A 22,538-nucleotide genomic window follows, 5' to 3' on the forward strand; every position below is an offset into this window, starting at 1 on the left:
TGGGTTTTCGTGTGCGCGCAAGGCTGCATGTTCGAGCGACAGATCCTTGAACGCGAAGGCTTTCCGCGACCAATGCCAATTTTCGCAAGTTTCGCGTGAACAGCCTTGACCCTTGGCGTCTCAGGGACGAATTGCAGGGGCCGCGTCGAGATACTGGAAGAAGTTATCCTTGATCCCGGCGGTGGTGGCAGGTGAGCCCTTCGACCCGATCCTTCGCAAAACGCCTGCGCCACTTTCCGACAGTGTGCTCATGCACCTCCCAGTTGCTCGGCGCCATCGGTGCTCTGAAGACCTTCGCCACAAAGCAGGACCATTCGGCAACGCTCCGATAGCGACCGCGCCGCCTTATGCCGCCGAACCTGCGCTTCGAGAAAGCTACGCTCCTCAGCGTTCAACACAACTGTATCCGCCCACCCGACCGGCCATCGCAAAACCTCCACAACCGCTCGTATCAATGATACGAATTACGGTTCCAGAAGACTAGTTCCCCAGTTCACCCTTGATCTTCTCGGCATGGGCTGCAAGCACGTCGCCATCCTCCATTTTGCCGGAATGCGGTTTGAGGGTAACGCCCTCGTGGCGCGGGATGACGTGGAAATGCAGGTGGAAGACGCTCTGGCCGGCGGCCGGTTCGTTGAACTGGCAGACCAGGACGCCATCGGCATCGAAAGCCTCTTTCACGGCCTTGGCGATTTTCTGGACGACGGGAATTGCCTGCGCGAGGACCGTGGGGTCGGCATCGAAAATATTGCGCGACGGTGCCCTCGGCACGACCAGGACATGGCCGGGCGCTTGCGGCATGACATCCATGAAGGCCACCGTATGCTCGTCCTCGTAGATGCGGTACGACGGGATCTCGCCGCGCAGGATCTTGGCGAAGATATTGCTGTCGTCGTAAGCGGCGCTGGTCATCTCGAAATCTCCTCGTTTTTCGGTGATCGGGTAGCGCAGCAAGGGCGCGAGCGTCAATCCTCCTGTTGCCGCTCGCCTTTGCGGAACGGGCTGTGTTCGGCGAGAACCTCGTTCATGTGCTCGACGTCCTCGCGTTCGCGTTCCAGGTAATCGGCGATCGCGCGCCTGAGACCGGCATGGGCAACATAGTGCGCCGAATGCGTTGTCACCGGCAGGTAACCGCGCGCGAGCTTGTGCTCGCCCTGCGCACCCGCTTCAACGCGTTTCAGGCCCTTGGCGAGCGCGAAGTCGATCGCCTGATGATAGCAGACCTCGAAATGCAGGTATGGGTGGTCTTCGACGCAGCCCCAATGGCGGCCGTAGAGCGTATCGCCGCCGATGAAGTTGATGGCGCCTGCGACATAGCGGCCGTTGCGCTTGGCCATCACCAGCAGGATGTCCTCCGGCATGCGCTCGCCGATCAGCGAATAGAACTTGCGGGTCAGGTACGGCCGTCCCCATTTGCGGCCGCCGGTATCCATGTAGAAGGCGAAGAACTGGTCCCAGATGTCTTCGGTAAGATCGCTGGCGGTCAGCCAGTCGATGCTGATGCCGTTTTCGAGTGCCGTGCGCCGCTCCTTGCGCAGCGCCTTGCGCTTGCGCGACGTCAGCGTTTCGAGGAATTCCTCGTGATTGGCATAGCCCTCGTTGATGAAATGGAACTGCTGGTCTGTCCGGTGCAGATAGCCGTCGGTTTCGAAGACGCCGATCTCGTCTTCCGGCACGAAGGTGATGTGCGCGGATGAAACGCCGAGGCGGCGGACGACTTCCTTCAGGCTCTCGGCAATGGCGTTCTGGATCTGCCGCCGTTCAAGGCCCACGGCAACGAGCAGGCGCGGACCGGTCGCAGGCGTGAAGGGGATCGAGCATTGCAGCTTCGGGTAATAACGCCCGCCGGCGCGCTCGAAAGCATCCGCCCAGCCGTGGTCGAAGACGTATTCGCCCTGGCTGTGATTCTTCAGATAGCCGGGTAGGGCGCCGATCAACTCGCCCTTATCCGTTTCCAGTAGCAGATGATGGCCGAGCCAGCCGGTTTGCGCCGTGGCCGAACCCGACTCTTCGAGGGACGAGAGGTAGGCATGCGACAGGAAGGGATTATAGGCGAGCGTCGTGCCTTCCTTGGACGTAGTACCGGAAAGCCGAGACCAACTCTCCTGGGAAATCGCGGTGAAGGACCGCTCAACGCGGATCGATAGTTCGTCTGTCATGGAGCAAATTCGAGGTCCTTGGGAGGAGGATATTGGCTCTCCTTCAGTCTGCGCACGATCTTGTCGAAAAAGCGAGCGTCAAACCGAAACGCGGGGATCGAAACCTTCGAACGTCATCTGATCGGCATTCTCGACGGTGTGTTGGCGCGCCTTCTCGTCGCGGACCGTCCAGGTGATGACCGGGATGCCCTTGGCGCGCTGGCCGGTGATGAAGGGGTTCGGCAGATCGGCGAAGAAATAGGAGATGAAATCGAGGCCGATTTCCATCGCTCGTTCGTGGTTTGCGAGTTCTTCCGGCTTGTTGCCGCCAGCGGTGAGACCGAGCGGGTAGGGCGCATTCAAGGCTTTGAGGTCGCGCAGCAGCCAACGGTCGAAGCTCATGAGCGCGACCTTGCCCTCATAGCCTTCCAGCACTTCGAGCACGGCTTCGGCAAACCCCTCGTCATCCGCTTCGCGGCCCTTGAGTTCGAGGACGAGCGGAACCTTGCCTTTCACGAGATCGAGCAATTGCTTGAGCGTCGGAATCTTGTCGGCCGTGCCACCGACGGACAGCAGGCCGAGCTCCCTGGAGGTGCGCTCGCGGATATCACCCTTCATGTTGCAGAGACGTTCGAGATTCTCGTCATGAAAGACGACCGGAACGCCATCGGAAGCATAATGGAGGTCGCATTCGATCGCAAAGCCGGCTTCGACGGCACGGGCGAAGGCAGAGAGCGTGTTTTCCCAGATGAGCTTGTTGGTGTCGTGATAGCCGCGATGGGCGACCGGCAGTTCCTTGATCCAGGCGGCGGAGGTCATGACGCGATTTCCATGATGGCATCGATTTCGACGGCGGCGTTGAGCGGCAGCGCCGCCATGCCAACGGCGGCACGGGCATGCTTTCCGGCCTCGCCGAGGACGCCGGCGATCAGGTTCGAGGCACCGTTGATGACAAGATGCTGTTCGACGAATTCCGGGGTGGAGGCGACGAAGCCGTTGAGCTTGATGACGCGCTTGATGCGGCCGAGATCGCCTCCGAGTGCCGCCTTAGCCTGGGCGAGAATGTTGATGGCGCAAAGCTCGGCGGCGCGCTGGCCGGCGGGAACAACGACGTCTCGTCCGAGATGGCCGGAGACGGCGACCTTGCCGCCTTCGAGCGGAAGCTGGCCGGAGATATAAAGGAGATTGCCGCTGATCACATAAGGCACATAATTGGCAGCGGGTGCGGCGGCTTCCGGAAGAGTTATCCCCATTTCCGTCAGGCGGGTCGCGATTTCATTCGACATTTTCGTCTCCGCTTTTTGTTTCAGTTCTTCAAAAAAGTATGCATCGGGACTAGAATCTTGCGTATGACGGTTTCGAGCCTCGATTTGGCCGAAAGCGTTCTTATAACATCGCGGCCGAGTCCAACAGGAGATAATGGATGTTCCGACCGAGTCTTGCCGCCCTTCTTCTTGCAGGCGTCGCAACGAGTGCCTGGGCGGCTGCGCCTGCCTCCGGCGCTGCGATCGCCTCCGGTCTTGTCGCCCACCGCGCGATCTACGATCTCGAACTGAAGGACGCGACCGAGCGCTCTGGCATCGCCGGCATGCACGGCCGCATGGTCTACGAGTTCAACGGCAATTATTGCGAGGGTTTCACCACCAATTTCCGCTTCGTGACGCAGATCAACACCGGCGACAGCACCCGGGTCAGCGATCAGCAGACGAAGACCTTCGAAAACGTGAAGGACCGCAGGTTCACCTTCGAAACGAAGTCTTTCACGGACGATCAGCTCGACAAGGAAGTCAACGGCGAGGCGAACGACAAGCCGGACGGCGTGACAGTCGATCTCACGCGCCCGCAGAACAAGGAGTTGCAGCTTGCCGAAAGCCGCTTCCCGACCGAACACATGCTCGATGTGATCGAGAATGCCAAGGCGGGCAAGCGTTTCTTTGAAGCTCGCGTCTTCGATGGTTCGGACGATGGGGACAAGCCCCTGGTAACGACGACGGTGGTTGGCAAGCACATTACGCCGGTTGCCGGTGAGGAAGCGGATGCGGGCAATGCCGGCGCCTTCTCCAAGGAAGCCTTCTGGCCGGTGACGATCTCCTATTTCAACGAGAATACGAAATCCGATGCGCTGCCGGTCTACCGCATGTCGTTTAAGCTTTACGAGAACGGCATTACGCGCGATCTCACCATGGATTATGGCGATTTCGTTTTGACCGGTAAACTCGCGAAGCTGGAGATGCTGGATAAGAAGGCCGACACCTGCAAGTAAACCGCAGGCCGGCATTTAGGCGCGCCTTCAACAAGGTGTTATGCCTTATTTTTCTTTTTCGGGTGCATAATAGTAGTGCAGGACGGACATGTCCTGCCCGGGCCAGTCGCCGTTGATGGGGCGGAGCCGATAGGGGGTGGGATATGAAGAACGTGTCGCGGATTGCACGCTCAAGGCTTGCGGTGACGCTCGTTGCTGTGGCGGCGGCGGTGTCCGGCGGTCATGTGATGGCGGCCGATTGCCACGACACGCCCAGTGCAGGCGTCGACTGGAGCGAATGCACCAAGAAGAACCTGATGCTCGAAGGCAGCGACTTCGAAAAAGCAAATCTCGCCGGTGCCGATCTGTCGCAGACCAGCCTCAAGAATGCGAATCTGGCTGCGGCAAACCTCGAGAAAGCCACCCTCATACGGGCCTGGCTCGAAGGTGCAAAGGCCGACGATGCCACGTTCGACAAGATCGAGGCTTACCGCGCTGTGTTTCAGGATGCTTCGGCGCAGAATTCGTCCTTTGTCAGCGCTGAACTGCAGCGCGCGGATTTCACCCGCGCGCAGCTTTCCGGCGCCAACTTCGAAAAGGCCGAGCTTGGGCGTGCGACTTTTGAAAAGGCCGTATTGACGGGCGCCAGGTTTGCCCTTGCCAATCTCTCCCGCGTCGACCTGAGCGGCGCGAGCTTCGGAGGTCCGGTCGATTTCGATCGCGCCTTCATGTTCCTGACGAGGATAGAGGGGCTCGATCTCTCCGCTGCAACAGGGCTTCAGCAGTCGCAGATCGAGCTGGCCTGCGGCGACGCGTCGACCAAGCTTCCTTCCGGCCTTACGATGCCGAAGGACTGGCCCTGCGCAACTGACTGAGCGGGTGCGCAAAGCGACAGCAATGAAACCAATGTCCCGCGGGAGGCGCAGGGATGAATTTCACATTTGCCGTTGGCGACATCCATGGGTGCCTGGAGCCGTTGAGAGAGATGCTGGACCGCATCCGGGCATATGCGCGCGCGGGCACGGTGGTTTTCATTGGCGACTACATCGACCGCGGTCCCGACAGCAAGGGAGTGATCGATCTCCTGATGAACGGATCGGGCAGCCAATCCTGGCGATGGATATGCCTGAAGGGCAACCATGAGGACATGATGCTGCGCGCCCATGCCAATGACGGTGAACGTATCTGGTGGCTCGAAAACGGCGGGCTTGAAACGGAGCTTTCCTATGGTGGCAAAGTGGCCGTGAACCATCTGCTGTGGGCCAGCCAGCTGCCGTTGATGCATATCGACAACAACCGCATCTTTGTGCATGCCGGCGTCGTTCCGGATTTGCCGCTGGAGATGCAATCCCCGCAAGACCTGGTCTGGCTTCGGGTTCCAGACGACTATTCAACGGACTATTGGGGAAAGCACCTGTGCCACGGGCATACGCCATCGATGGCGAATCCGATGACCGTCGGCAACCGGACGAACATCGACAGCGGATGCGTATTCGGCGGTCCGCTTTCCTGCGCCGTGTTCGACGATTCGCGGCCGGGCGGGCCGATCGAGTTTATCCAAGTGCAGGGCTAAGGGCAGTCAGACGTCAGTTTTTTCGGCGAACGCCTTGCATTTTCGGCGGATCGACGGTAAGGGCAGCCGCATTCCACACGTAAGGCATGGGACTGTCCGGGAGAAATCCGGATTTTTCCGCCGGTGGCATCTTCGAAGAGGATGCTGTTCGCTTTGCGGAGGTTCAACCGGAAAAGGAGTCAAAGGCATGGCATTGCCTGATTTTTCTATGCGCCAGCTGCTGGAAGCTGGTGTTCACTTCGGCCACCAGACACATCGCTGGAACCCGAAGATGAAGCCGTACATTTTCGGCGATCGTAACAACATCCACATCATCGACCTGGCTCAGACCGTCCCGATGCTGTCGCGCGCCCTGCAGCTTGTCAGCGACACCGTTGCCCGTGGCGGCCGCGTCCTCTTCGTCGGCACCAAGCGCCAGGCTTCGGAGCTCATCGCCGACGCCGCCAAGCGTTCCGCCCAGTACTACGTCAACTCGCGTTGGCTCGGCGGCATGATGACCAACTGGAAGACGATCTCCAACTCGATCCAGCGCCTTCGCAAGCTCGACGAAATCCTTTCCAGCGAAGCCCAGGGTTTCACCAAGAAGGAGCGTCTGAACCTTGAGCGCGAGCGCGAAAAGCTCGACAAGGCTCTCGGCGGTATCCGCGATATGGGCGGCACCCCGGACCTGATGGTCATCATCGACACCAACAAGGAAAAGATCGCGATCGACGAAGCCAAGCGCCTCGGCATCCCGGTTGTCGCAATCATCGATTCGAACTGCGATCCGGACCTGATCGATTACCCGATTCCGGGCAACGACGACGCTTCGCGCGCCATCGCTCTTTACTGCGACCTGATCTCCCGCGCCGCTATCGACGGTATCGCCCGTCAGCAGAGCGCATCGGGCCGTGACCTCGGCGCTTCGGTTGAAGCTCCGATCGAGCCGACGCTCGACGAGGCTCAAGCCTGATAAACAGGCGGACGGGCCTTCCGGTCCGTCCAGCTTGACTGGATTGGGAAAGGCCGCGCGAGACTTTGCGAAGCTCCGGCGGCCTTGACCTTTTTAGGCGGCAGGTTCAGGCCCGTCCGCCCAACGAGTTTTGGTATGACGCGTCTTCATCACGCTGTCATACATAAAGGTACATTTCGTGCCTCAATCCGGTGGCGCAGAGCACTTTGCGGACCACCGTATAACCGACAAGAGGAAGCTTATGACCGAGATTACGGCTGCAATGGTGAAGGAACTGCGCGAAAAGACCGGCGCAGGCATGATGGACTGCAAGAAGGCTCTTGCTGAAACCAATGGCGACATGGAAGCGGCGATCGACTGGCTGCGCGCCAAGGGCATCGCCAAGGCCGACAAGAAGTCGGGCCGCACCGCTGCCGAAGGTCTCGTCGGCGTTGCCAGCGAAGGCACCAAGGCTATTGTGGTCGAAGTCAATTCCGAAACCGACTTCGTTGCCCGTAACGACGCCTTCCAGGATCTCGTCCGCGGCATCGCAAAGGTTGCCGTTTCGACGAACGGTTCTGTCGATGCCGTTGCTGCTGCGACCTATCCGGCTTCCGGCAAGTCCGTTGCCGACACGATCAAGGACGCGATTGCGACCATCGGCGAAAACATGAACCTGCGCCGCTCGGTTGCCCTCTCAGTCGAGGACGGCGTCGTTGCGACCTATATCCACAACGCTGTTTCCGACGGCCTCGGCAAGCTCGGCGTTCTGGTCGCGCTGAAGTCGACCGGCAACAAGGAAGCGTTGAACGCTATCGGCCGCCAGATTGCCATGCACATCGCTGCGACCTCGCCGCTCGCCATCCGTCCGGACGAAGTCGACGCCGCTGTCGCCGAACGCGAACGCAACGTCTTCATCGAGCAGTCGCGCGCCTCCGGCAAGCCGGACAACATCATCGAAAAGATGGTCGAAGGCCGCATGCGCAAGTTCTTCGAAGAAGTGGCGCTGGTTTCCCAAGCTTTCGTCATCAATCCGGACCTGACGGTCGGCGCCGCACTCAAGGACGCTGAAAAGACCGTCGGCGCGCCGATCGAGATCACCGGCATGGCACGCCTGCTGCTCGGCGAAGGCGTCGAGAAGCAAGAGACCGACTTCGCAGCCGAAGTCGCGGCCGCCGCCAAGGGCTGATAAAACTTCATATAATGTGAAAACGGAAGGGCATCGCGTGACAACGCGGTGCCCTTCGTGTATCCGGCAATCATGCCAATATACGAGGAGCCAAGATGTCGTCAGAGCCTGTCTATAAACGCGTTCTACTCAAGGCTTCCGGCGAAGCGCTCATGGGCAGCCAGGGATTCGGTATCGACGTTGCGGTAGCGGACCGCATCGCCTCGGATATTGCCGAGGCCCGCCAGATGGGCGTCGAAGTCGGTGTCGTCGTCGGCGGCGGCAATATATTCCGTGGCGTCGCCGTCGCCTCCAAGGGCGGCGACCGCGTGACGGGCGACCACATGGGCATGCTCGGTACCGTCATCAACGCGCTGGCGCTCGCAACGTCGCTGCGCAAGCTGAACATCGATACGGTCGTGCTTTCGGCGATCTCCATGCCGGAGCTCTGCGAGAGCTTCTCGCAGCGCGCGACGCTCTACCATCTGTCGATGGGCCGTGTGGTCATCTTCGCAGGCGGCACGGGCAATCCGTTCTTTACGACCGATTCTGCCGCTGCCCTTCGGGCAGCCGAAATGGGCGCAGAGGCGATCTTCAAGGGTACCCAGGTGGACGGAATCTATTCCGCCGACCCGAAGAAGGACCCGTTTGCGACGCGCTTCGACCGGCTGACGCACCAGGAAGTGCTCGACAAGGGCCTTGCCGTCATGGACGTTGCCGCCGTTGCCCTCGCACGCGAAAATTCCATTCCGATCATCGTCTTCTCGATCCATGAGAAAGGCGGTTTTGCTGAAATCTTGACGGGCGGTGGCCTCAAGACCATCGTATCGGACAACTGATTGAGAGACAGCGCCGCGACGGCTGCGCGTCTTCGACTGACAGGAGTATTGAGCATGACTGAAGCCACAGACATCAAGGAACTGAAGCGCCGCATGGACGGCGCGGTTTCCGCATTCAAACACGATATCGCATCGCTGCGCACCGGCCGCGCCTCGGCCAACATTCTCGATCCGGTGACGGTCGAAGCCTATGGTTCGCGCTTGCCGCTGAACCAGGTTGCCAATATCACCGTGCCGGAGCCGCGCATGCTTTCGGTATCCGTCTGGGACAAGTCGATGGTGAGCGCGACGGAACGTGCGATCCGCGAGTCGAATCTCGGCCTCAACCCGATCGTCGACGGCCAGAACCTGCGCATTCCGCTGCCGGAACTCAACGAAGAGCGCCGCAAGTCGCTGGTCAAGGTCGCGCATGATTACGCCGAGAAAAGCAAGGTTGCGATCCGCCATGTGCGCCGCGACGGCATGGACGGCCTTAAGAAAGCCGAAAAGGACGGTGTCATAAGCCAGGACGAAAGCCGGGCGCAATCAGATCGTGTGCAGAAAATGACGGATGAGATGATTTCCGAAATCGATCGCTTGCTTGCCGACAAGGAAAAGGAAATCATGCAGGTCTAGGGCTTTCACCTGCGCCCCTGGAGACCGGACGGGAAATGTCGGAACCAGTATTCTTGAGTATGCCAGAACATGTTGCCATCATCATGGACGGCAACGGCCGTTGGGCAAAGCAGCGAGGGCTGCCGCGCGCAATGGGTCACCGCAAAGGTGTGGAAGCCGTTCGCGAGACCGTGCGGGCCGCAGGCGATGCCGGCATCAAGTACCTGACGCTCTTTGCCTTCTCATCGGAAAACTGGCGCCGCCCGGAGGCGGAGGTTTCCGACCTCATGGGATTGCTCAAGGCCTTCATCCGGCGCGACCTCGCTGAGTTGCACGCGCAAAATGTGCGGATCAGGATCATCGGCGACCGGCATAGCCTTCGCAGCGATATCCTCAACCTTCTGCTCGAAGCGGAAGAGACGACTCGCGGCAATACCGCGCTGACGCTGGTCATCGCCTTCAACTACGGCTCGCGCGACGAGATTGCCAGAGCCGTGGTGAGCCTTGCCGAGGACGTCGAGGCCGGGCGGCTGCGGGCTGAGGAGATCACACCCGAGCTCGTCAATGCCCGGCTGGATACGGCTGGCATTCCTGATCCAGATCTTATCATTCGCACCAGCGGCGAAGAGCGCCTTTCGAACTTCCTTTTGTGGCAGGCCGCCTATTCCGAGTTCGTCTTCGTGCCGGAATATTGGCCGGATTTCGGCCGAGACCTCCTCTATGCGGCGCTCGAGAAGTTCGCGGCCCGCGACCGCCGCTTCGGCGGTCTGTCGGCGCAGGCCGCGGCAGTGGGCACCTGATTGATGCAACAGGAACTGAAACTCCGGATTATCTCAGGGATCATCCTGGCAATTGTCGTGCTCGCCGCGACCTGGTACGGCGGCTTCGCCTTTCGCTTGCTCTCGGCGCTGATTGCGCTGCTTATCTATTATGAATGGTCGACGATCACGCGGCTGCAAAGCGAACAGCCGGTCGCCAATGCGGCAGGCTGGGTGGGACAGGCGGCCATCACGGCTGCGATCCTGCTCGGCCGATTCGATTTCGCGCTGAGCCTGCTCGTCTTCTTCTTCGCGATTGCTGTCGGTTTCGTGGCAGCGCAAAGCGCCAGCCGCTGGTTCCCCGCAGGCATCGTCTACGCCGGACTGACCGGCATCGCGCTCGCCGAAATCCGGGGTGGGGACGCTGCAGGGCTGCATGCCATGCTCTTCGTCTTCGCGGTGGTCTGGGCAACCGATATTCTTGCCTATTTCGTCGGCCGGGCGATCGGCGGACCGAAGCTCGCGCCGAAAATATCGCCGGGAAAGACGCAATCGGGCGCTTTGGGCGGCGCGGCCTCCGCTGTCATTGCGGGCAGTCTCATCGCCTACATCTTCATTCCCGAGGCGGACTGGCTGATGGCGGCCGCCGTCGCTTTCATTCTCTCCGTCTGCAGCCAGGCGGGCGATCTGTTTGAGTCCTTCATCAAACGGCGATTCGGAGTAAAGGATTCCAGCCATCTCATTCCGGGACACGGTGGCGTGATGGATCGCGTCGACGGGTTGATATTCGCTTGTTTTGCAGCTTTCTTGCTCGCGACATTATTTTCCCTGATAAAGGGTGACGGCGTGGCGCCGCTGGGCGCCGCCTTGTTCGGACTCTGATATTGCGCTGAGCGCAGCGGAAGGATTTATGGAAGGCATGACCGGTGTATTCGGCTTTGTGACGGGCTATATCATTCCGTTTATTCTCGTCCTCTCGCTGCTCGTTTTCGTGCACGAGATGGGTCACTATCTGGTCGGCCGCTGGAGCGGGATCCGCGTGCTCGCCTTTTCGGTCGGCTTCGGACCGGAGCTTGCGGGCTTCACCGACCGGCACGGGACGCGCTGGAGGATCGCGGCGATCCCGCTCGGCGGCTATGTGCGTTTCTTCGGCGACGAGGACGCTTCGAGCAAACCGGACATGAGCAAGCTCGAATCGATGTCGGAAGAAGACAGGGCGCGCTCGTTTGCCGGCGCGAGGCTCTGGAAGCGGGCGGCGACGGTGGCCGCAGGTCCCATCGCCAACTTTCTGCTGGCGATCATTATCTTTGCTGTGCTTTTCTCGATCTACGGTCGCTCGGTCGCCGATCCGGTCGTCGCTGAAGTGAAGCCGGAGAGTGCCGCCGCCGAGGCTGGAATTCTGCCCGGCGACCTGCTGATCGCAATCGACGGCGGAAAGGTCGAGACGTTCGACGATGTGCGGCGCTATGTGAGCATTCGCCCGGAACAGCGAATCGTCGTGACGATCGAGCGGAACGCCGAGAAGATGGACTTGCCGATGGTGCCGAAGCGCACCGACATGACGGACCAGTTCGGCAACAAGATGGAGATCGGCCTGATAGGCATTGTGACGAACCAGGAGGTCGGCCATTTCCGCGTGCAGACCTATACGCCGCTTGCAGCCTTGGAGGAGGGCGCCGTTCAGACCTGGCATATCGTCACCGGTACCTTCAAGTATATCGGCAATCTTTTCGCCGGGTATATGAAAGCCGATCAGCTCGGCGGGCCGATCCGCGTGGCCCAGGCCTCCGGCCAGATGGCGACGCTTGGTGTTGCAGCTCTGCTTCAGCTTGCCGCGGTATTGTCCGTTTCGATAGGATTACTGAATTTGATGCCTGTCCCGGTACTTGATGGCGGACATTTGATGTTCTATGCGATTGAAGCTGTGAGGGGAAAACCTTTGGGGGCATCGGCCCAGGAAATTGCATTTCGCATTGGTCTGGCTATGGTTCTTTCACTAATGGTTTTTGCTACCTGGAACGACATCAGCGCGTTGATAGGTTAAGACGCGCGGTGAGGGAAAATTACCGTTTATTTACGATGTTTCAAAGCTGTAGTGGCGAATGGGTCACGCTTCGAAATGAAGTAAACAGAAATTAACTTGCTGCCTTGCTTGTAAGGTAAAAGCGGGTAAAACGACACACGTGCCGGAATCGGGTTCGCCCGGCGACGGGGGCGAGAAAAAAGGTAATGGGTGAAATGAAGGCTGGTTCAAGATTTTTGAACGCAGTATCGGCGGTTGCGCTGTCTGCAGGTATTGTTGCTTCGGGCGCTGGTGCAATTACAATCGTTTCTGCGACGGCTGCGGAAGCAGCGGTTATCCAGCGTATCGATGTGCGTGGAGCAAGCCGTGTCGGCGCCGAGGCGGTCCGGTCCAATCTCACCATTGCCCCCGGCAGGAACTTTTCGAACACCGACATCGATGACTCGGTAAAGCAGCTCTACGGCACGGGCTACTTCTCCGACGTCAAGATTTCGGTTTCCGGCAGCACGCTGGTCGTCACCGTCGAGGAAGCCCAACTCGTCAATCAGGTCGTCTTCAACGGCAACCGCAAAGTCAAGGACGACAAGCTGGCATCGGTCGTCCAGACGCGTCCGTCCGGCCCTTACAACGATGCGCTGATCCAGGCCGATATCGCGGCGATCAAGGAAGCATATGCAGCAACGGGCCGCAGCGAAGTTCAGGTAACGACACAGGTCGTTCCGCTCGGCGAAGGCCGCGTGAACCTTGCTTTCGTCATCGATGAAGGCGACCGCACCAAGATCGCCTCGATCAATTTCGTGGGCAACAATGCCTACAGCGCCAGCCGCCTTGCCGCCGTGATCAGTACCAAGCGTTCGAACTTCCTGTCGTTCCTGACCCGCAAGGACGTCTACAGCGAAGATCGCCTGCATGCCGACGAAGAGGCGCTGCGCCAGTTCTATTTCAACCGCGGCTATGCGGACTTCAAGATCATCTCTTCGGACGCTGCTTTTGACGAAGCGACGAACAAGTACACGCTGACCTTCAATATCGAGGAAGGTCCCCGCTATAACTTCGGTCCCGTAACCGTGCAGTCGACGGTTGAGGGCGTGACCGGCGAGCAGCTTCAGGGCTTGGTGAGGACGCATGAAGGCGAGGTCTACAGCGCCAAGGACGTCCAGATGTCCATGGAAGCCATTTCGGATCAGGTTGCCTCGGCAGGCTATCCGTTCGCCCGCGTGACGCCCCGCGGCAATCGCGACCTCGGCAACAACACGATCGGCGTCGAGTATCTCGTCGACCAGGGCGACCGCGCCTACGTCGAGCGCATCGAAATCCGCGGCAACAGCCGCACGCGCGACTACGTCATCCGCCGCGAATTCGACATGAGCGAAGGCGACGCCTTCAATCAGCAGATGATCACCAAGGCGAAGCGCCGCCTCGAAGCGCTCGGTTTCTTCTCGTCGGTGAATATCTCGACCGCACCGGGCAGCTCGCCTGACCGCGTCGTCGTCATCGTCGATGTTCAGGATCAGTCGACGGGTTCGTTCGGCATCGGCGCCGGTTATGCCGCAGGCGGCGACGGTCTGATCCTGGAGGCTTCGGTCGAAGAAAAGAACTTCCTCGGCCGCGGCCAGTATATCCGTGTATCGGCCGGTGGCGGTCTCGAAGGCTCGCAGAGTTACGGCTTGAGCTTCACCGAGCCCTATTTCCTCGGTTATCGCCTTGCGACTGGCTTCGACCTCAATCACAGCGAAACCTCGAGCAACGACAACTACGATTATACCGAAGATAGCGCCGTTCTCCGTGCAACGGCGCCGATCACCGAAGATCTGGCGACGACGTTCCGTTACAACTTCAAGCGGATGGATTACGATGCCGACGGTAATGATCTGAGTGACTTGTCTGCTACTTATCAGGACTTGGTCAATAACGGCCCGTGGATTCGTTCATCCATTTCCAATACGCTGACGTACAACACACTCGATGATATGACCCTCCCGCGTGAGGGCGTGTATGCGACCCTGACGCAGGAAATCGCAGGTCTGGGCGGCGACTCGCAGTACTACAAGATTTACGGCAAGGCGCGTTACTATCATCTGCTGGCCGATGACGCCGATATTATTGGATCTCTTGCCGCTGGAGCGGGGTATGTTGTCGGTTTCGGCAACGAGCTGAATGTCTTCGACCAGTTTTCGCTTGGGAACAACGATATCCGCGGCTTCGAGAACAAGGGTATGGGTCCGCGAATTGCCGGCGCCAACGACGACCCACTCGGCGGCACGACGTATTTTACCGTGTCAGCGGAAGCGAGCTTCCCGATGCCTGGCTTCCCGCGTGACTTTGGTCTGCGCGGTGCGGTGTTCGCCGACGCCGGTACGCTTTTCGGCAACGAGGTCCAACTCGGTGCCGGCGATTCTCTGGAAGGCGATAGTGCGGACCTGCGTGCATCCGTCGGTGTTGGTCTCGTTTGGCAGTCGCCGTTCGGGGCTCTCCGCGTCGATTACGCGATCCCGGTCGCGAAGGAAGATTTCGACAAGACCCAGTACTTCAAGTTTGGCATCAACAACCAATTCTGATATCGGCAGTCCAGAATCGTAAACTGGAGCTTTTGCCGGTGGAGCAGAACAATTTCTTTCCGCCCCAAGACGGCGTCAAACTTTCGGAGTTGGCGCATTATCTTGGGGCGGAACTTGCCAATCTTGAAAGCGGCGACATACTCGTCCGCTCCGTGGCGCCGGTCAGCCGCGCAAAGGCTGGCGATCTTTGCTATATCATCTCACGCAGAAGCCGTGGCGAACTCGAGACCTGTCAGGCGTCGGCCGTCCTTTGTGAGCCTGCGATAAGATCGGCAGTACCTCCCCATATTCCGGTTCTCCTGTCGAAGAATCCGCATGCGGCTTTTGCGGTGGCGGGCGGGTATCTCCATCCGGCGGCTCTTCAGCCGCTGGCGACAATGTCTTCGACGATAGAGATCGCGGCGACTGCGGTTGTCGATCCGACGGCGCGGCTGGAGCCGGGCGTGATCGTCGAGCCTTTGGCTGTCATCGGCGCGAATGCGGAAATCGGTCAGGGAACGAGGATCGGCGCGGGCGCGCTTATCGGTCCCGGTGTCAAGATCGGCCGCAATTGCACGATCGCTGGCGGCGCCAGCGTCGTGTGCGCGCTGCTCGGCAACTGCGTGATCGTGCACAACGGTGTACGCATCGGCCAGGACGGCTTCGGCTATGCGCCGGGGCCCCAGGGGATGATCAAGATCGTTCAGATCGGCCGCGTCATCATCCAGGATAATGTCGAGATTGGCGCGAACACGACGATCGATCGCGGCACGATGGACGATACGGTTGTCGGCGAAGGAACGAAGATCGACAACCAGGTGCAGATCGGCCACAACGTCAGGATCGGACGTCATTGCGCGATTGTTTCGCAGGTCGGCATTGCCGGCAGTGCGGTGATCGGAAACGGTGTGCAGATCGGTGGCCAGACAGGTATTAATGGCCATATTACGATTGGCGATGGCGTACAGATCGCGGCAAAAAGCGGCGTCATCCACAGCATTCCCGCGGGCGAGCGTTATGGCGGTATTCCCGCGCGCCCTTTAAAGGACTTTCTTCGAGAGTCGGCAGAGATAATGGCGCGCGCGAGCGCCCGGGCTCATAAAACGGGAGACCAAGAATGACTGAAGGGGTCAAAGAGACGCTCTCTTCGGCGGACATCATGGAGATCATGAAGCTTCTGCCGCATCGCTATCCGTTTTTGCTCGTAGACCGGATCATCGAGATCGATGGCGACGATTCCGCGATCGGCATCAAGAACGTGACTGCCAACGAGCCTCATTTCACCGGCCACTTTCCCGAGTCGCCCATCATGCCGGGCGTTCTGCTGATCGAAGGCATGGCGCAAACTGCGGGCGCGATCTGTGCGCGCAAGGATGGAACGAGCGGCAACCTCGTCTATTTCATGACCATCGACAATGCGCGTTTCCGCAAGCCGGTCATCCCGGGTGACCGGGTTGAATTTCATGTCAAGAAGCAGAAGCAGCGCGGTAATATCTGGAAGTTCCATTGCGACGCCAAGGTCGACGGCGCATTGGCCGCGGAAGCCGATATCGGTGCAATGATCCTTCGTAAGGATGAGGCATGAGCACGATTGCCGCAAGCGCCCGCATTCATGCCATGGCCGTTGTCGAGGATGGCGCGGTCATCGGCGAAGGCGTGACCGTTGGTCCGTTCTGCCATGTCGGTCAGAAGGTTGTTCTGCACGACAATGTCGAACTGCTGGCACATGCCGTGGTGACCGGCAGGACCGAGATCGGCAAGGGCTCCCGGATTTTCCCGATGGCGGTTATTGGCGGCGATCCTCAGAGTGTGCACCACGGCGGTGAGGAGACGACGCTGACGGTGGGCGAGAATTGCATCATCCGCGAAGGCGTGACGATGAACACCGGTACCGCCGATGCCGGCGGCAAGACGATCGTCGGCGACAACAACCTGTTTCTCGCCAATTCGCACGTCGCCCATGACTGCCGTGTCGGCAACCATGTCATCATGTCCAACAATGTCATGCTTGCCGGGCATGTGACGATCGAGGACCGGGTCATTCTGGGCGGCGGATCGGCGGTGCATCAGTTCACCCGCGTCGGCCGTCAGGCTTTCGTCGGGGGCCTTTCGGCCGTCAGCTACGATGTTATTCCCTATGGCATGCTCAACGGAAACCCGGGTTTGCTCGGCGGCCTCAACGTCGTCGGCATGACACGAGCAGGGATCGATCGCGCTGTCATTCATAAGGTGCGGCGCGCCTACAAGGCGATTTTCGAGGGATCGGGATCGATCCGCGACAACGCCGCAGCCATCCGCGACGAATATGCCGATTGCGAGCCGGTGATGCAGATCCTCGATTTCATTGCCGCGGAAAGCGATCGAGCGCTGTCATCGCCGACGCGAGGGCAGAAAGGCTGACCTTGTCTCCCGCCAGTGATACCGACAAAGGCCGTCTGGCGATCATTGCGGGAAACGGCCTTCTTCCGTCCTATGTCGCAGAGGCGGCGCGGGCGGCCGGCGAGGAGCCATTCGTGATTTCGCTGAAGGGCGAGCTCGACCGGTCATGGGAGGGCTACGACCACGCGGTCATCGGCGTTGGCGATTTCGCGGCGCTCTACGGACTTTTCAAGCGCAACAACATCACCCGCGTCGTCATGTCGGGCGGCGTTCGCAGGCGCCCCGAATGGCGGGAAGTACGGCCGACCTGGCGGACGATCGCAAAGATGCCGGGCGTAGTGCGCACGCTGCTCTCGGGCGGCGACGATACGGTGTTGCAGATGGTCATCAAGCTCATTGAGGATGACGGCCGCCGCGTCATCGGCGCGCAGGAAATCGCCCCTGACCTGCTGGCGGCTGTCGGACCGATCGGCGCCATGCAGCCGAGAAATGACGACAAGACCGATATTCTGAAGGCGGCAGCCGCCGCCGAAGCGCTTGGCGCGCTCGACGTCGGGCAGGGCGCAGTCTCTGTCGGCGGACGCATCGTGGCGCTCGAAGGTGTGGAAGGGACGGACGGCATGCTTGAGCGCGTCGCATCGCTGCGTGCCGCCGGGCGGATATCGCCGCGCCGGCGCGGCGTGCTGGTCAAGCTCTGCAAGCCGCAGCAGGATGTCCGCGCCGACCTGCCGTCGATCGGCGTCTCCACGGTGATGAATGTCAAGGCGGCGGGCTTGGCGGGCATTGCCGTCGAGGCGGGGCGTGCGCTCATACTCGACCGCAAAGCAGTGATCACGGCCGCCGACGAGGCCGGACTTTTCGTCTGCGGCCTCGATCGCGGCCTGCCGTCATGGGGGCTCTCATGAAGATCGCGATCGTGGCAGGCGAGGTTTCCGGTGATCTTCTCGGCGCCGATCTCGTGACGGCACTGAAGCGCAGACATGCCGGGGTCGAACTGGTCGGCGTCGGCGGCGATGCGCTGGAGGCGCAGGGGCTGAAATCGCTCTTCGATTTCTCCGAGCTTTCGATCATGGGCATCACCCAGGTGCTCGGAAAATTGCCGAAGCTTGTCGCCCGCATCAGGCAGACGGCGGCCGCGATCATTGCGGCAAAGCCCGATATCCTGGTCATCATCGACAGCCCGGATTTCACCCATCGCGTTGCCAGACGTGTCCGCGAAGCCCTGCCGGAGCTACCGGTCGTCAATTATGTCTGTCCCAGCGTATGGGCGTGGAAGGAATATCGTGCGCAGCAGATGCTGGGTTACGTCGACCATGTGCTGGCCGTTCTGCCGTTCGAGCCCGCAGTTATGGAGCAACTTGGCGGACCGCTAACGACCTACGTCGGCCACCGGCTGACGGCGGATGCGGATTTAATTGGCGCTCGGCGTCGCCGGGCAGAAAAGCTCCAGACTGACGCCGAAGGCCGGAAGACGATCATGCTGCTGCCCGGATCGCGCTCGTCGGAAATCACGAAGCTGCTTCCCTATTTTCGCGAGGCCGTGAATGAACTGGTGGCGCGCAACGGCGACGTGCGTTTCCTGATGCCGACGGTCAGCCGCAGAGAATCGATGGTTCGCGACATTGTGAAGGACTGGGAAACGAAACCTGAGATCCTGACTGGTAATGAACAGAAATGGCAGGCTTTCGCGGAGGCTGATGCGGCAATGGCTGCGTCAGGGACCGTCATCCTTGAGCTTGCACTTACAGGCGTGCCGACAGTCTCGGTCTACAAGACAGACTGGATCATCACGATGATGACGCGGCGTATCAAAACGTGGACTGGCGCAATCCCGAATCTGATCGCTGACTACGCCGTCGTGCCGGAATATATCAACGAGGTCGTTCGCGGCGCCAGCCTGGCACGCTGGATGGAGAGGCTTTCCAGCGACACACTCCAGCGGCGCGCAATGATTGAAGGTTTCGACTTTGTCTGGCAACGCATGCAGACGGAAAAGCCGCCGGGGGAACGGGCGGCTGACGTCGTTCTCGACCTTCTGAACAAGAAAAAAAACGGCCATTTCTGACCGGGTGCCCAACTGCATTGTGGCATCGGCCGCTCACAGACATGTAGCAGAGCAGTCATTGACGACATGCAACTTTGCGTCTAGCTACGATGGAATGAATATCACAATGGTTCTCGTAGTGGTGATGGAGCGCATGGGCAGGATGGTATAACCACCCGGCGAAAGCACCCATGCGCGGTAAGCAGGCTCCTGACGGGGCCTTTTTTTATGCCCGAAATTGGGGCCGCGCCTCGTCAGATTTCCATAATCCCCACTGGCAAGATGGACAAACAATGATGAGCGACAATCCCATTCAGGTTCCCAGCAAACAGAGCGCCGGAAACCCGGTCGTGACTTCGGCTGCGGCTACGCCCCGGCGCACAATTCTTATCCTACTTACGGCACTTTCGGCGTTGCCGGTGAATATGATCTTGCCGTCGCTTCCGAACATTGCCGCCACGTTCCAAGCTGATTTCACGCTCGTCAACCTTTCGGTTGCCGGTTATGCGATTGTCAGCGCCCTGACGAACCTCATCGCAGGCGCAATGTCGGATCGCTATGGACGCAGGCCCGTTGCATTGATGGCAATTTCCATCTTCGTCGTCGCGTCCGTTGGCTGTGCCCTTGCGCCCAATATTGGCGTTTTCCTTCTGTTTCGAGCGATGCAAGCGTCTATCTCTGCCTGCTTTTCCGTCGTTCTCGTCGTTATCAAGGAAACATCGGGCGAACGCGAGGCCGCAAGCAGAATTGGTTACGCCGCCATGGGATGGGCAATTGCGCCCATGCTCGGCCCTACGTTTGGCGGGGTGTTGGACGAACTGTTCGGATGGCGGGCGATCTTCGCCGTTCTTGCGATGTTCGGTGCGGCGATCCTGGCCCCGTCCATGCGGGAGTTGAGAGAAACCGCCACACCCTCGGCGAAATCGACGAGGAACTACCTTGCTTCATATATGCATCTCTTGGGCGCGGCCGGTTTCTGGGCCTACACCCTGTGCATGGCCTGCTCCATGGGGACGCTTTATATCTTCCTGGGAGGCGCGCCGTTGGCCATTGACGGATCAAGCGCGAAGCTGGGATTCTACATGGGAATGGTTCCGGCTGGCTTCATCCTGGGCAGCTATTTGGCTGGCCGCTACGGGTCCCGAAACCCACGAAACGCCACCATTGTTGTTGCACGTCTCTTGACTTGCATGGGGCTGCTGGTCGGCCTGAGCCTGTCGATGTCGGGCATCACCCACGTTCTGGCGTTCTTCGGACCTTGTATGTTTATCGGCATCGGCAATGGGTTGACGATGCCCGCTGCGAACTTGGGCGTGATGTCCGTCCGTGCCGATCTCGCGGGCACTGCCGCAGGGTTGGCCGCCGCGATGTCAATCGCCGGCGGAGCGCTCATAGCCTCCATCGCCGGTCTGTTTCTCAAGGAACCAGGCGCGGTCCATGCGCTGCTCGGCATGTTGCTAATGTCGGCATCGCTCGCGTTACTGGCGGCACTTTTCGCGGCTTTTATCGATCGGCGCGCGTCCAAGCGGGTTCCCTAGCCGGCTGGCGCTTTCCACCCATCGCAGAAATGGGGTTGCTGCAAGGATCCTTAAGGCTCGCGACAAAGTCAGATCACCTGAAAACTCAGGGGAATTCTGAACAAAAAAATAGCCGCAAAAGCCGGCGTTCTCGACCGGCTTTTGCGGCTGTTGATATTCCGCACTCTGGTCAAGAACTGGATCCCTGACCGGGTTTTGTTTCGGGAGGAAGCGGCCTAACGCTTCGAAACCGGAACGTAGTCGCGCTGCGGCTCGCCGACATAGAGCTGGCGCGGACGGCCGATGCGCTGCTGCGGATCTTCGATCATCTCGTTCCACTGGGCGATCCAGCCGACGGTGCGTGCCAGCGCGAAGAGTACGGTGAACATCGTCGTGGGGAAGCCGAGTGCCTTCAGCGTGATGCCGGAATAGAAGTCGATGTTCGGATAGAGCTTCTTTTCGATGAAGTATTCGTCGGTCAGCGCGATGCGTTCCAGTTCCATCGCGACTTCGAGAAGCGGGTCGTCCCTGTGACCGAGTTCGGCGAGAACCTCATGCGTCGTCTTCTGCATGATCTTGGCGCGCGGATCGTAGTTCTTATAGACGCGGTGACCGAAGCCCATCAGGCGGAACGGATCGTTCTTGTCCTTGGCGCGGGCGATATATTCCGGAATGCGGTCGACCGTGCCGATTTCCGAAAGCATGTTGAGGGCCGCCTCGTTTGCACCGCCATGAGCCGGACCCCAGAGGCACGCAATGCCGGCTGCGATGCAGGCGAACGGATTGGCGCCCGAGGAGCCGGCGAGACGGACCGTCGAGGTCGATGCGTTCTGCTCGTGGTCGGCATGCAGGATGAAGATACGGTCCATGGCGCGTGAAAGGACCGGGTTCACGACATATTCTTCGCAAGGAACCGCGAAGCACATGCGCAAAAAGTTCGAGGCGTAGTCGAGATCGTTCTTCGGGTAAACGAAGGGCTGGCCGATATAGTACTTGTAGGCCATGGCCGCGATCGTCGGCATCTTGGCGATCATGCGCAGGCTTGCAACCATGCGCTGATGTGGATCGGTGATGTCCGTCGAGTCGTGGTAGAAGGCAGACAGAGCGCCGACGCAGCCGCACATGACGGCCATCGGATGCGCGTCGCGGCGGAAGCCGGTGAAGAAGCGCGACATTTGCTCGTGCACCATGGTGTGATGCGTGACGCGGAAGTCAAAGTCCTTCTTCTGCGCGGCCGTCGGCAGTTCACCGTAAAGCAGCAGATAGCAGACTTCCAGGAAGTCGCCGTGCTCGGCAAGCTGTTCGATCGGGTAGCCGCGATGCAGCAGAACGCCTTCATCGCCGTCGATGTATGTGATCTTCGATTCACAGGAAGCGGTCGAGGTGAAACCAGGATCGTAGGTGAAGGAACCGGTGTTTTTGTACAGTGCACCAATGTCGATGACATCCGGACCGATCGTTCCGCTTTTCACGGAAAGATTGGCGGTTTTGTCGCCGACTTTGATTGTTGCGCTTTGATCCGTCATGCTGATCCTCCAAACTGGCGGCGGCGCCATAAAAGCGCCATAGGGTTAAGCGTCCTCTCCGATAGCTATATGATCACGGCGCCAATGCCAAGTTACCGTGGCGCCATTTTGTGCATCGCAGTATCAACTTTTAGACACTCCTGCGATGCCGGAGGCGCATAACGGAAGCCAATGATTTAATTCGGCTTTTGGCAATCCAATTTTTTTGGCTTTTTTCAATCGATTATTGTTGCTGAAACGCCCGTTGGCTGCATTCGGGGTTGTATTAA

Annotated in this window: 22 protein-coding genes and 2 pseudogenes; 17 read left to right on the forward strand and 7 right to left on the reverse strand. The window is 59.7% G+C overall.

Annotated features, from left to right (window positions below; all coding sequences use genetic code 11):
* Positions 1–21: 21 nt before the first annotated feature.
* The 6 genes and pseudogenes from BN1800_RS40210 to BN1800_RS08030 all read right to left on the reverse strand — a co-directional run.
* Positions 22–192 (reverse strand): annotated as a pseudogene (locus tag BN1800_RS40210) (DUF1254 domain-containing protein); the annotation flags it as partial.
* 1 nt (position 193) lies between these two features.
* Positions 194–440, reverse strand: a pseudogene (locus BN1800_RS42265) (helix-turn-helix domain-containing protein); the annotation flags it as partial.
* 40 nt (positions 441–480) lie between these two features.
* A complete protein-coding gene (locus tag BN1800_RS08015; protein ID WP_086996484.1) occupies positions 481–912 on the reverse strand; it encodes an HIT family protein in 432 nt (143 codons plus the stop codon).
* A 53-nt stretch (positions 913–965) separates the two neighbouring features.
* Entirely contained in the window at positions 966–2,159 is a 1,194-nt protein-coding gene (locus BN1800_RS08020) for a GNAT family N-acetyltransferase (protein WP_086996314.1), read from the reverse strand.
* A gap of 78 nt (positions 2,160–2,237) precedes the next feature.
* The gene (locus BN1800_RS08025) at positions 2,238–2,957 is read right to left on the reverse strand and encodes a glycerophosphodiester phosphodiesterase (RefSeq protein ID WP_027509396.1); all 720 of its coding nucleotides are present in this window, start codon (positions 2,955–2,957) and stop codon (positions 2,238–2,240) included.
* Positions 2,954–3,424 carry a RidA family protein gene (locus tag BN1800_RS08030; RefSeq protein ID WP_027509397.1) on the reverse strand — a complete coding sequence of 157 codons (471 nt, stop codon included), beginning with the start codon at positions 3,422–3,424 and terminating at the stop codon, positions 2,954–2,956. The genes BN1800_RS08025 and BN1800_RS08030 overlap by 4 nt, the downstream gene beginning before the upstream one ends.
* Positions 3,425–3,561: 137 nt before the next feature.
* On the opposite strand from BN1800_RS08030, the gene BN1800_RS08035 reads away from it, so the two are divergent.
* From BN1800_RS08035 to BN1800_RS08115, 17 genes are all read left to right on the forward strand, one after another.
* Positions 3,562–4,401 carry a cell envelope integrity EipB family protein gene (locus BN1800_RS08035; RefSeq protein ID WP_027509398.1) on the forward strand — a complete coding sequence of 280 codons (840 nt, stop codon included), beginning with the start codon at positions 3,562–3,564 and terminating at the stop codon, positions 4,399–4,401.
* Between the two features lie 143 nt (positions 4,402–4,544).
* Positions 4,545–5,255: a pentapeptide repeat-containing protein gene (locus BN1800_RS08040; protein WP_086996317.1), complete on the forward strand. Its 711-nt coding sequence runs from the start codon at positions 4,545–4,547 to the stop codon at positions 5,253–5,255.
* Positions 5,256–5,308: 53 nt separating this feature from the next.
* Positions 5,309–5,953, forward strand: a complete 645-nt coding sequence (locus BN1800_RS08045; RefSeq protein WP_027509400.1) for a metallophosphoesterase family protein — start codon at positions 5,309–5,311, stop codon at positions 5,951–5,953.
* 187 nt (positions 5,954–6,140) lie between these two features.
* On the forward strand, positions 6,141–6,905 hold the full coding sequence (rpsB, locus tag BN1800_RS08050; RefSeq protein ID WP_027509401.1) for a 30S ribosomal protein S2: 765 nt from the start codon (positions 6,141–6,143) through the stop codon (positions 6,903–6,905).
* Between the two features lie 241 nt (positions 6,906–7,146).
* Positions 7,147–8,073: a translation elongation factor Ts gene (gene tsf, locus BN1800_RS08055; RefSeq protein WP_086996319.1), complete on the forward strand. Its 927-nt coding sequence runs from the start codon at positions 7,147–7,149 to the stop codon at positions 8,071–8,073.
* 95 nt (positions 8,074–8,168) lie between these two features.
* Entirely contained in the window at positions 8,169–8,891 is a 723-nt protein-coding gene (pyrH, locus tag BN1800_RS08060; protein WP_027509403.1) for a UMP kinase, read from the forward strand.
* A 54-nt stretch (positions 8,892–8,945) separates the two neighbouring features.
* Complete coding sequence (gene frr / locus BN1800_RS08065) at positions 8,946–9,506, forward strand: ribosome recycling factor (protein WP_027509404.1); 561 nt, start codon at positions 8,946–8,948, stop codon at positions 9,504–9,506.
* A 35-nt stretch (positions 9,507–9,541) separates the two neighbouring features.
* Positions 9,542–10,285, forward strand: coding sequence for an isoprenyl transferase (locus BN1800_RS08070; RefSeq protein WP_027509405.1), 744 nt, complete (start codon positions 9,542–9,544; stop codon positions 10,283–10,285).
* Between the two features lie 3 nt (positions 10,286–10,288).
* The gene (locus BN1800_RS08075; protein ID WP_027509406.1) at positions 10,289–11,125 is read left to right on the forward strand and encodes a phosphatidate cytidylyltransferase; all 837 of its coding nucleotides are present in this window, start codon (positions 10,289–10,291) and stop codon (positions 11,123–11,125) included.
* 28 nt (positions 11,126–11,153) lie between these two features.
* Positions 11,154–12,287: an RIP metalloprotease RseP gene (gene rseP / locus BN1800_RS08080; protein WP_086996322.1), complete on the forward strand. Its 1,134-nt coding sequence runs from the start codon at positions 11,154–11,156 to the stop codon at positions 12,285–12,287.
* Positions 12,288–12,481: 194 nt separating this feature from the next.
* A complete protein-coding gene (bamA, locus tag BN1800_RS08085) occupies positions 12,482–14,824 on the forward strand; it encodes an outer membrane protein assembly factor BamA (RefSeq protein WP_086996487.1) in 2,343 nt (780 codons plus the stop codon).
* Positions 14,825–14,862: 38 nt separating this feature from the next.
* Positions 14,863–15,924, forward strand: coding sequence for a UDP-3-O-(3-hydroxymyristoyl)glucosamine N-acyltransferase (gene lpxD, locus BN1800_RS08090; RefSeq protein ID WP_086996326.1), 1,062 nt, complete (start codon positions 14,863–14,865; stop codon positions 15,922–15,924).
* Positions 15,921–16,388, forward strand: a complete 468-nt coding sequence (gene fabZ, locus BN1800_RS08095) for a 3-hydroxyacyl-ACP dehydratase FabZ (RefSeq protein ID WP_027509410.1) — start codon at positions 15,921–15,923, stop codon at positions 16,386–16,388. The genes lpxD and fabZ overlap by 4 nt, the downstream gene beginning before the upstream one ends.
* Positions 16,385–17,203, forward strand: coding sequence for an acyl-ACP--UDP-N-acetylglucosamine O-acyltransferase (gene lpxA / locus BN1800_RS08100; protein ID WP_027509411.1), 819 nt, complete (start codon positions 16,385–16,387; stop codon positions 17,201–17,203). Before fabZ ends, lpxA begins: the two co-directional genes overlap by 4 nt.
* A gap of 2 nt (positions 17,204–17,205) precedes the next feature.
* A complete protein-coding gene (locus tag BN1800_RS08105; protein WP_086996329.1) occupies positions 17,206–18,087 on the forward strand; it encodes an LpxI family protein in 882 nt (293 codons plus the stop codon).
* Positions 18,072–19,247: a lipid-A-disaccharide synthase gene (lpxB, locus tag BN1800_RS08110; RefSeq protein ID WP_086996331.1), complete on the forward strand. Its 1,176-nt coding sequence runs from the start codon at positions 18,072–18,074 to the stop codon at positions 19,245–19,247. The genes BN1800_RS08105 and lpxB overlap by 16 nt, the downstream gene beginning before the upstream one ends.
* A gap of 272 nt (positions 19,248–19,519) precedes the next feature.
* Positions 19,520–20,764: an MFS transporter gene (locus BN1800_RS08115; protein ID WP_244564469.1), complete on the forward strand. Its 1,245-nt coding sequence runs from the start codon at positions 19,520–19,522 to the stop codon at positions 20,762–20,764.
* Positions 20,765–20,979: 215 nt separating this feature from the next.
* Here the strand turns inward: BN1800_RS08115 and gltA are convergent, their stop codons facing one another.
* Complete coding sequence (gene gltA, locus BN1800_RS08120) at positions 20,980–22,269, reverse strand: citrate synthase (RefSeq protein ID WP_027509415.1); 1,290 nt, start codon at positions 22,267–22,269, stop codon at positions 20,980–20,982.
* Positions 22,270–22,538 lie beyond the last annotated feature (269 nt).

It is taken from the genome of Rhizobium sullae, assembly GCF_900169785.1.
In the GTDB taxonomy this organism is placed as follows: Bacteria; Pseudomonadota; Alphaproteobacteria; order Rhizobiales; family Rhizobiaceae; genus Rhizobium; species Rhizobium sullae.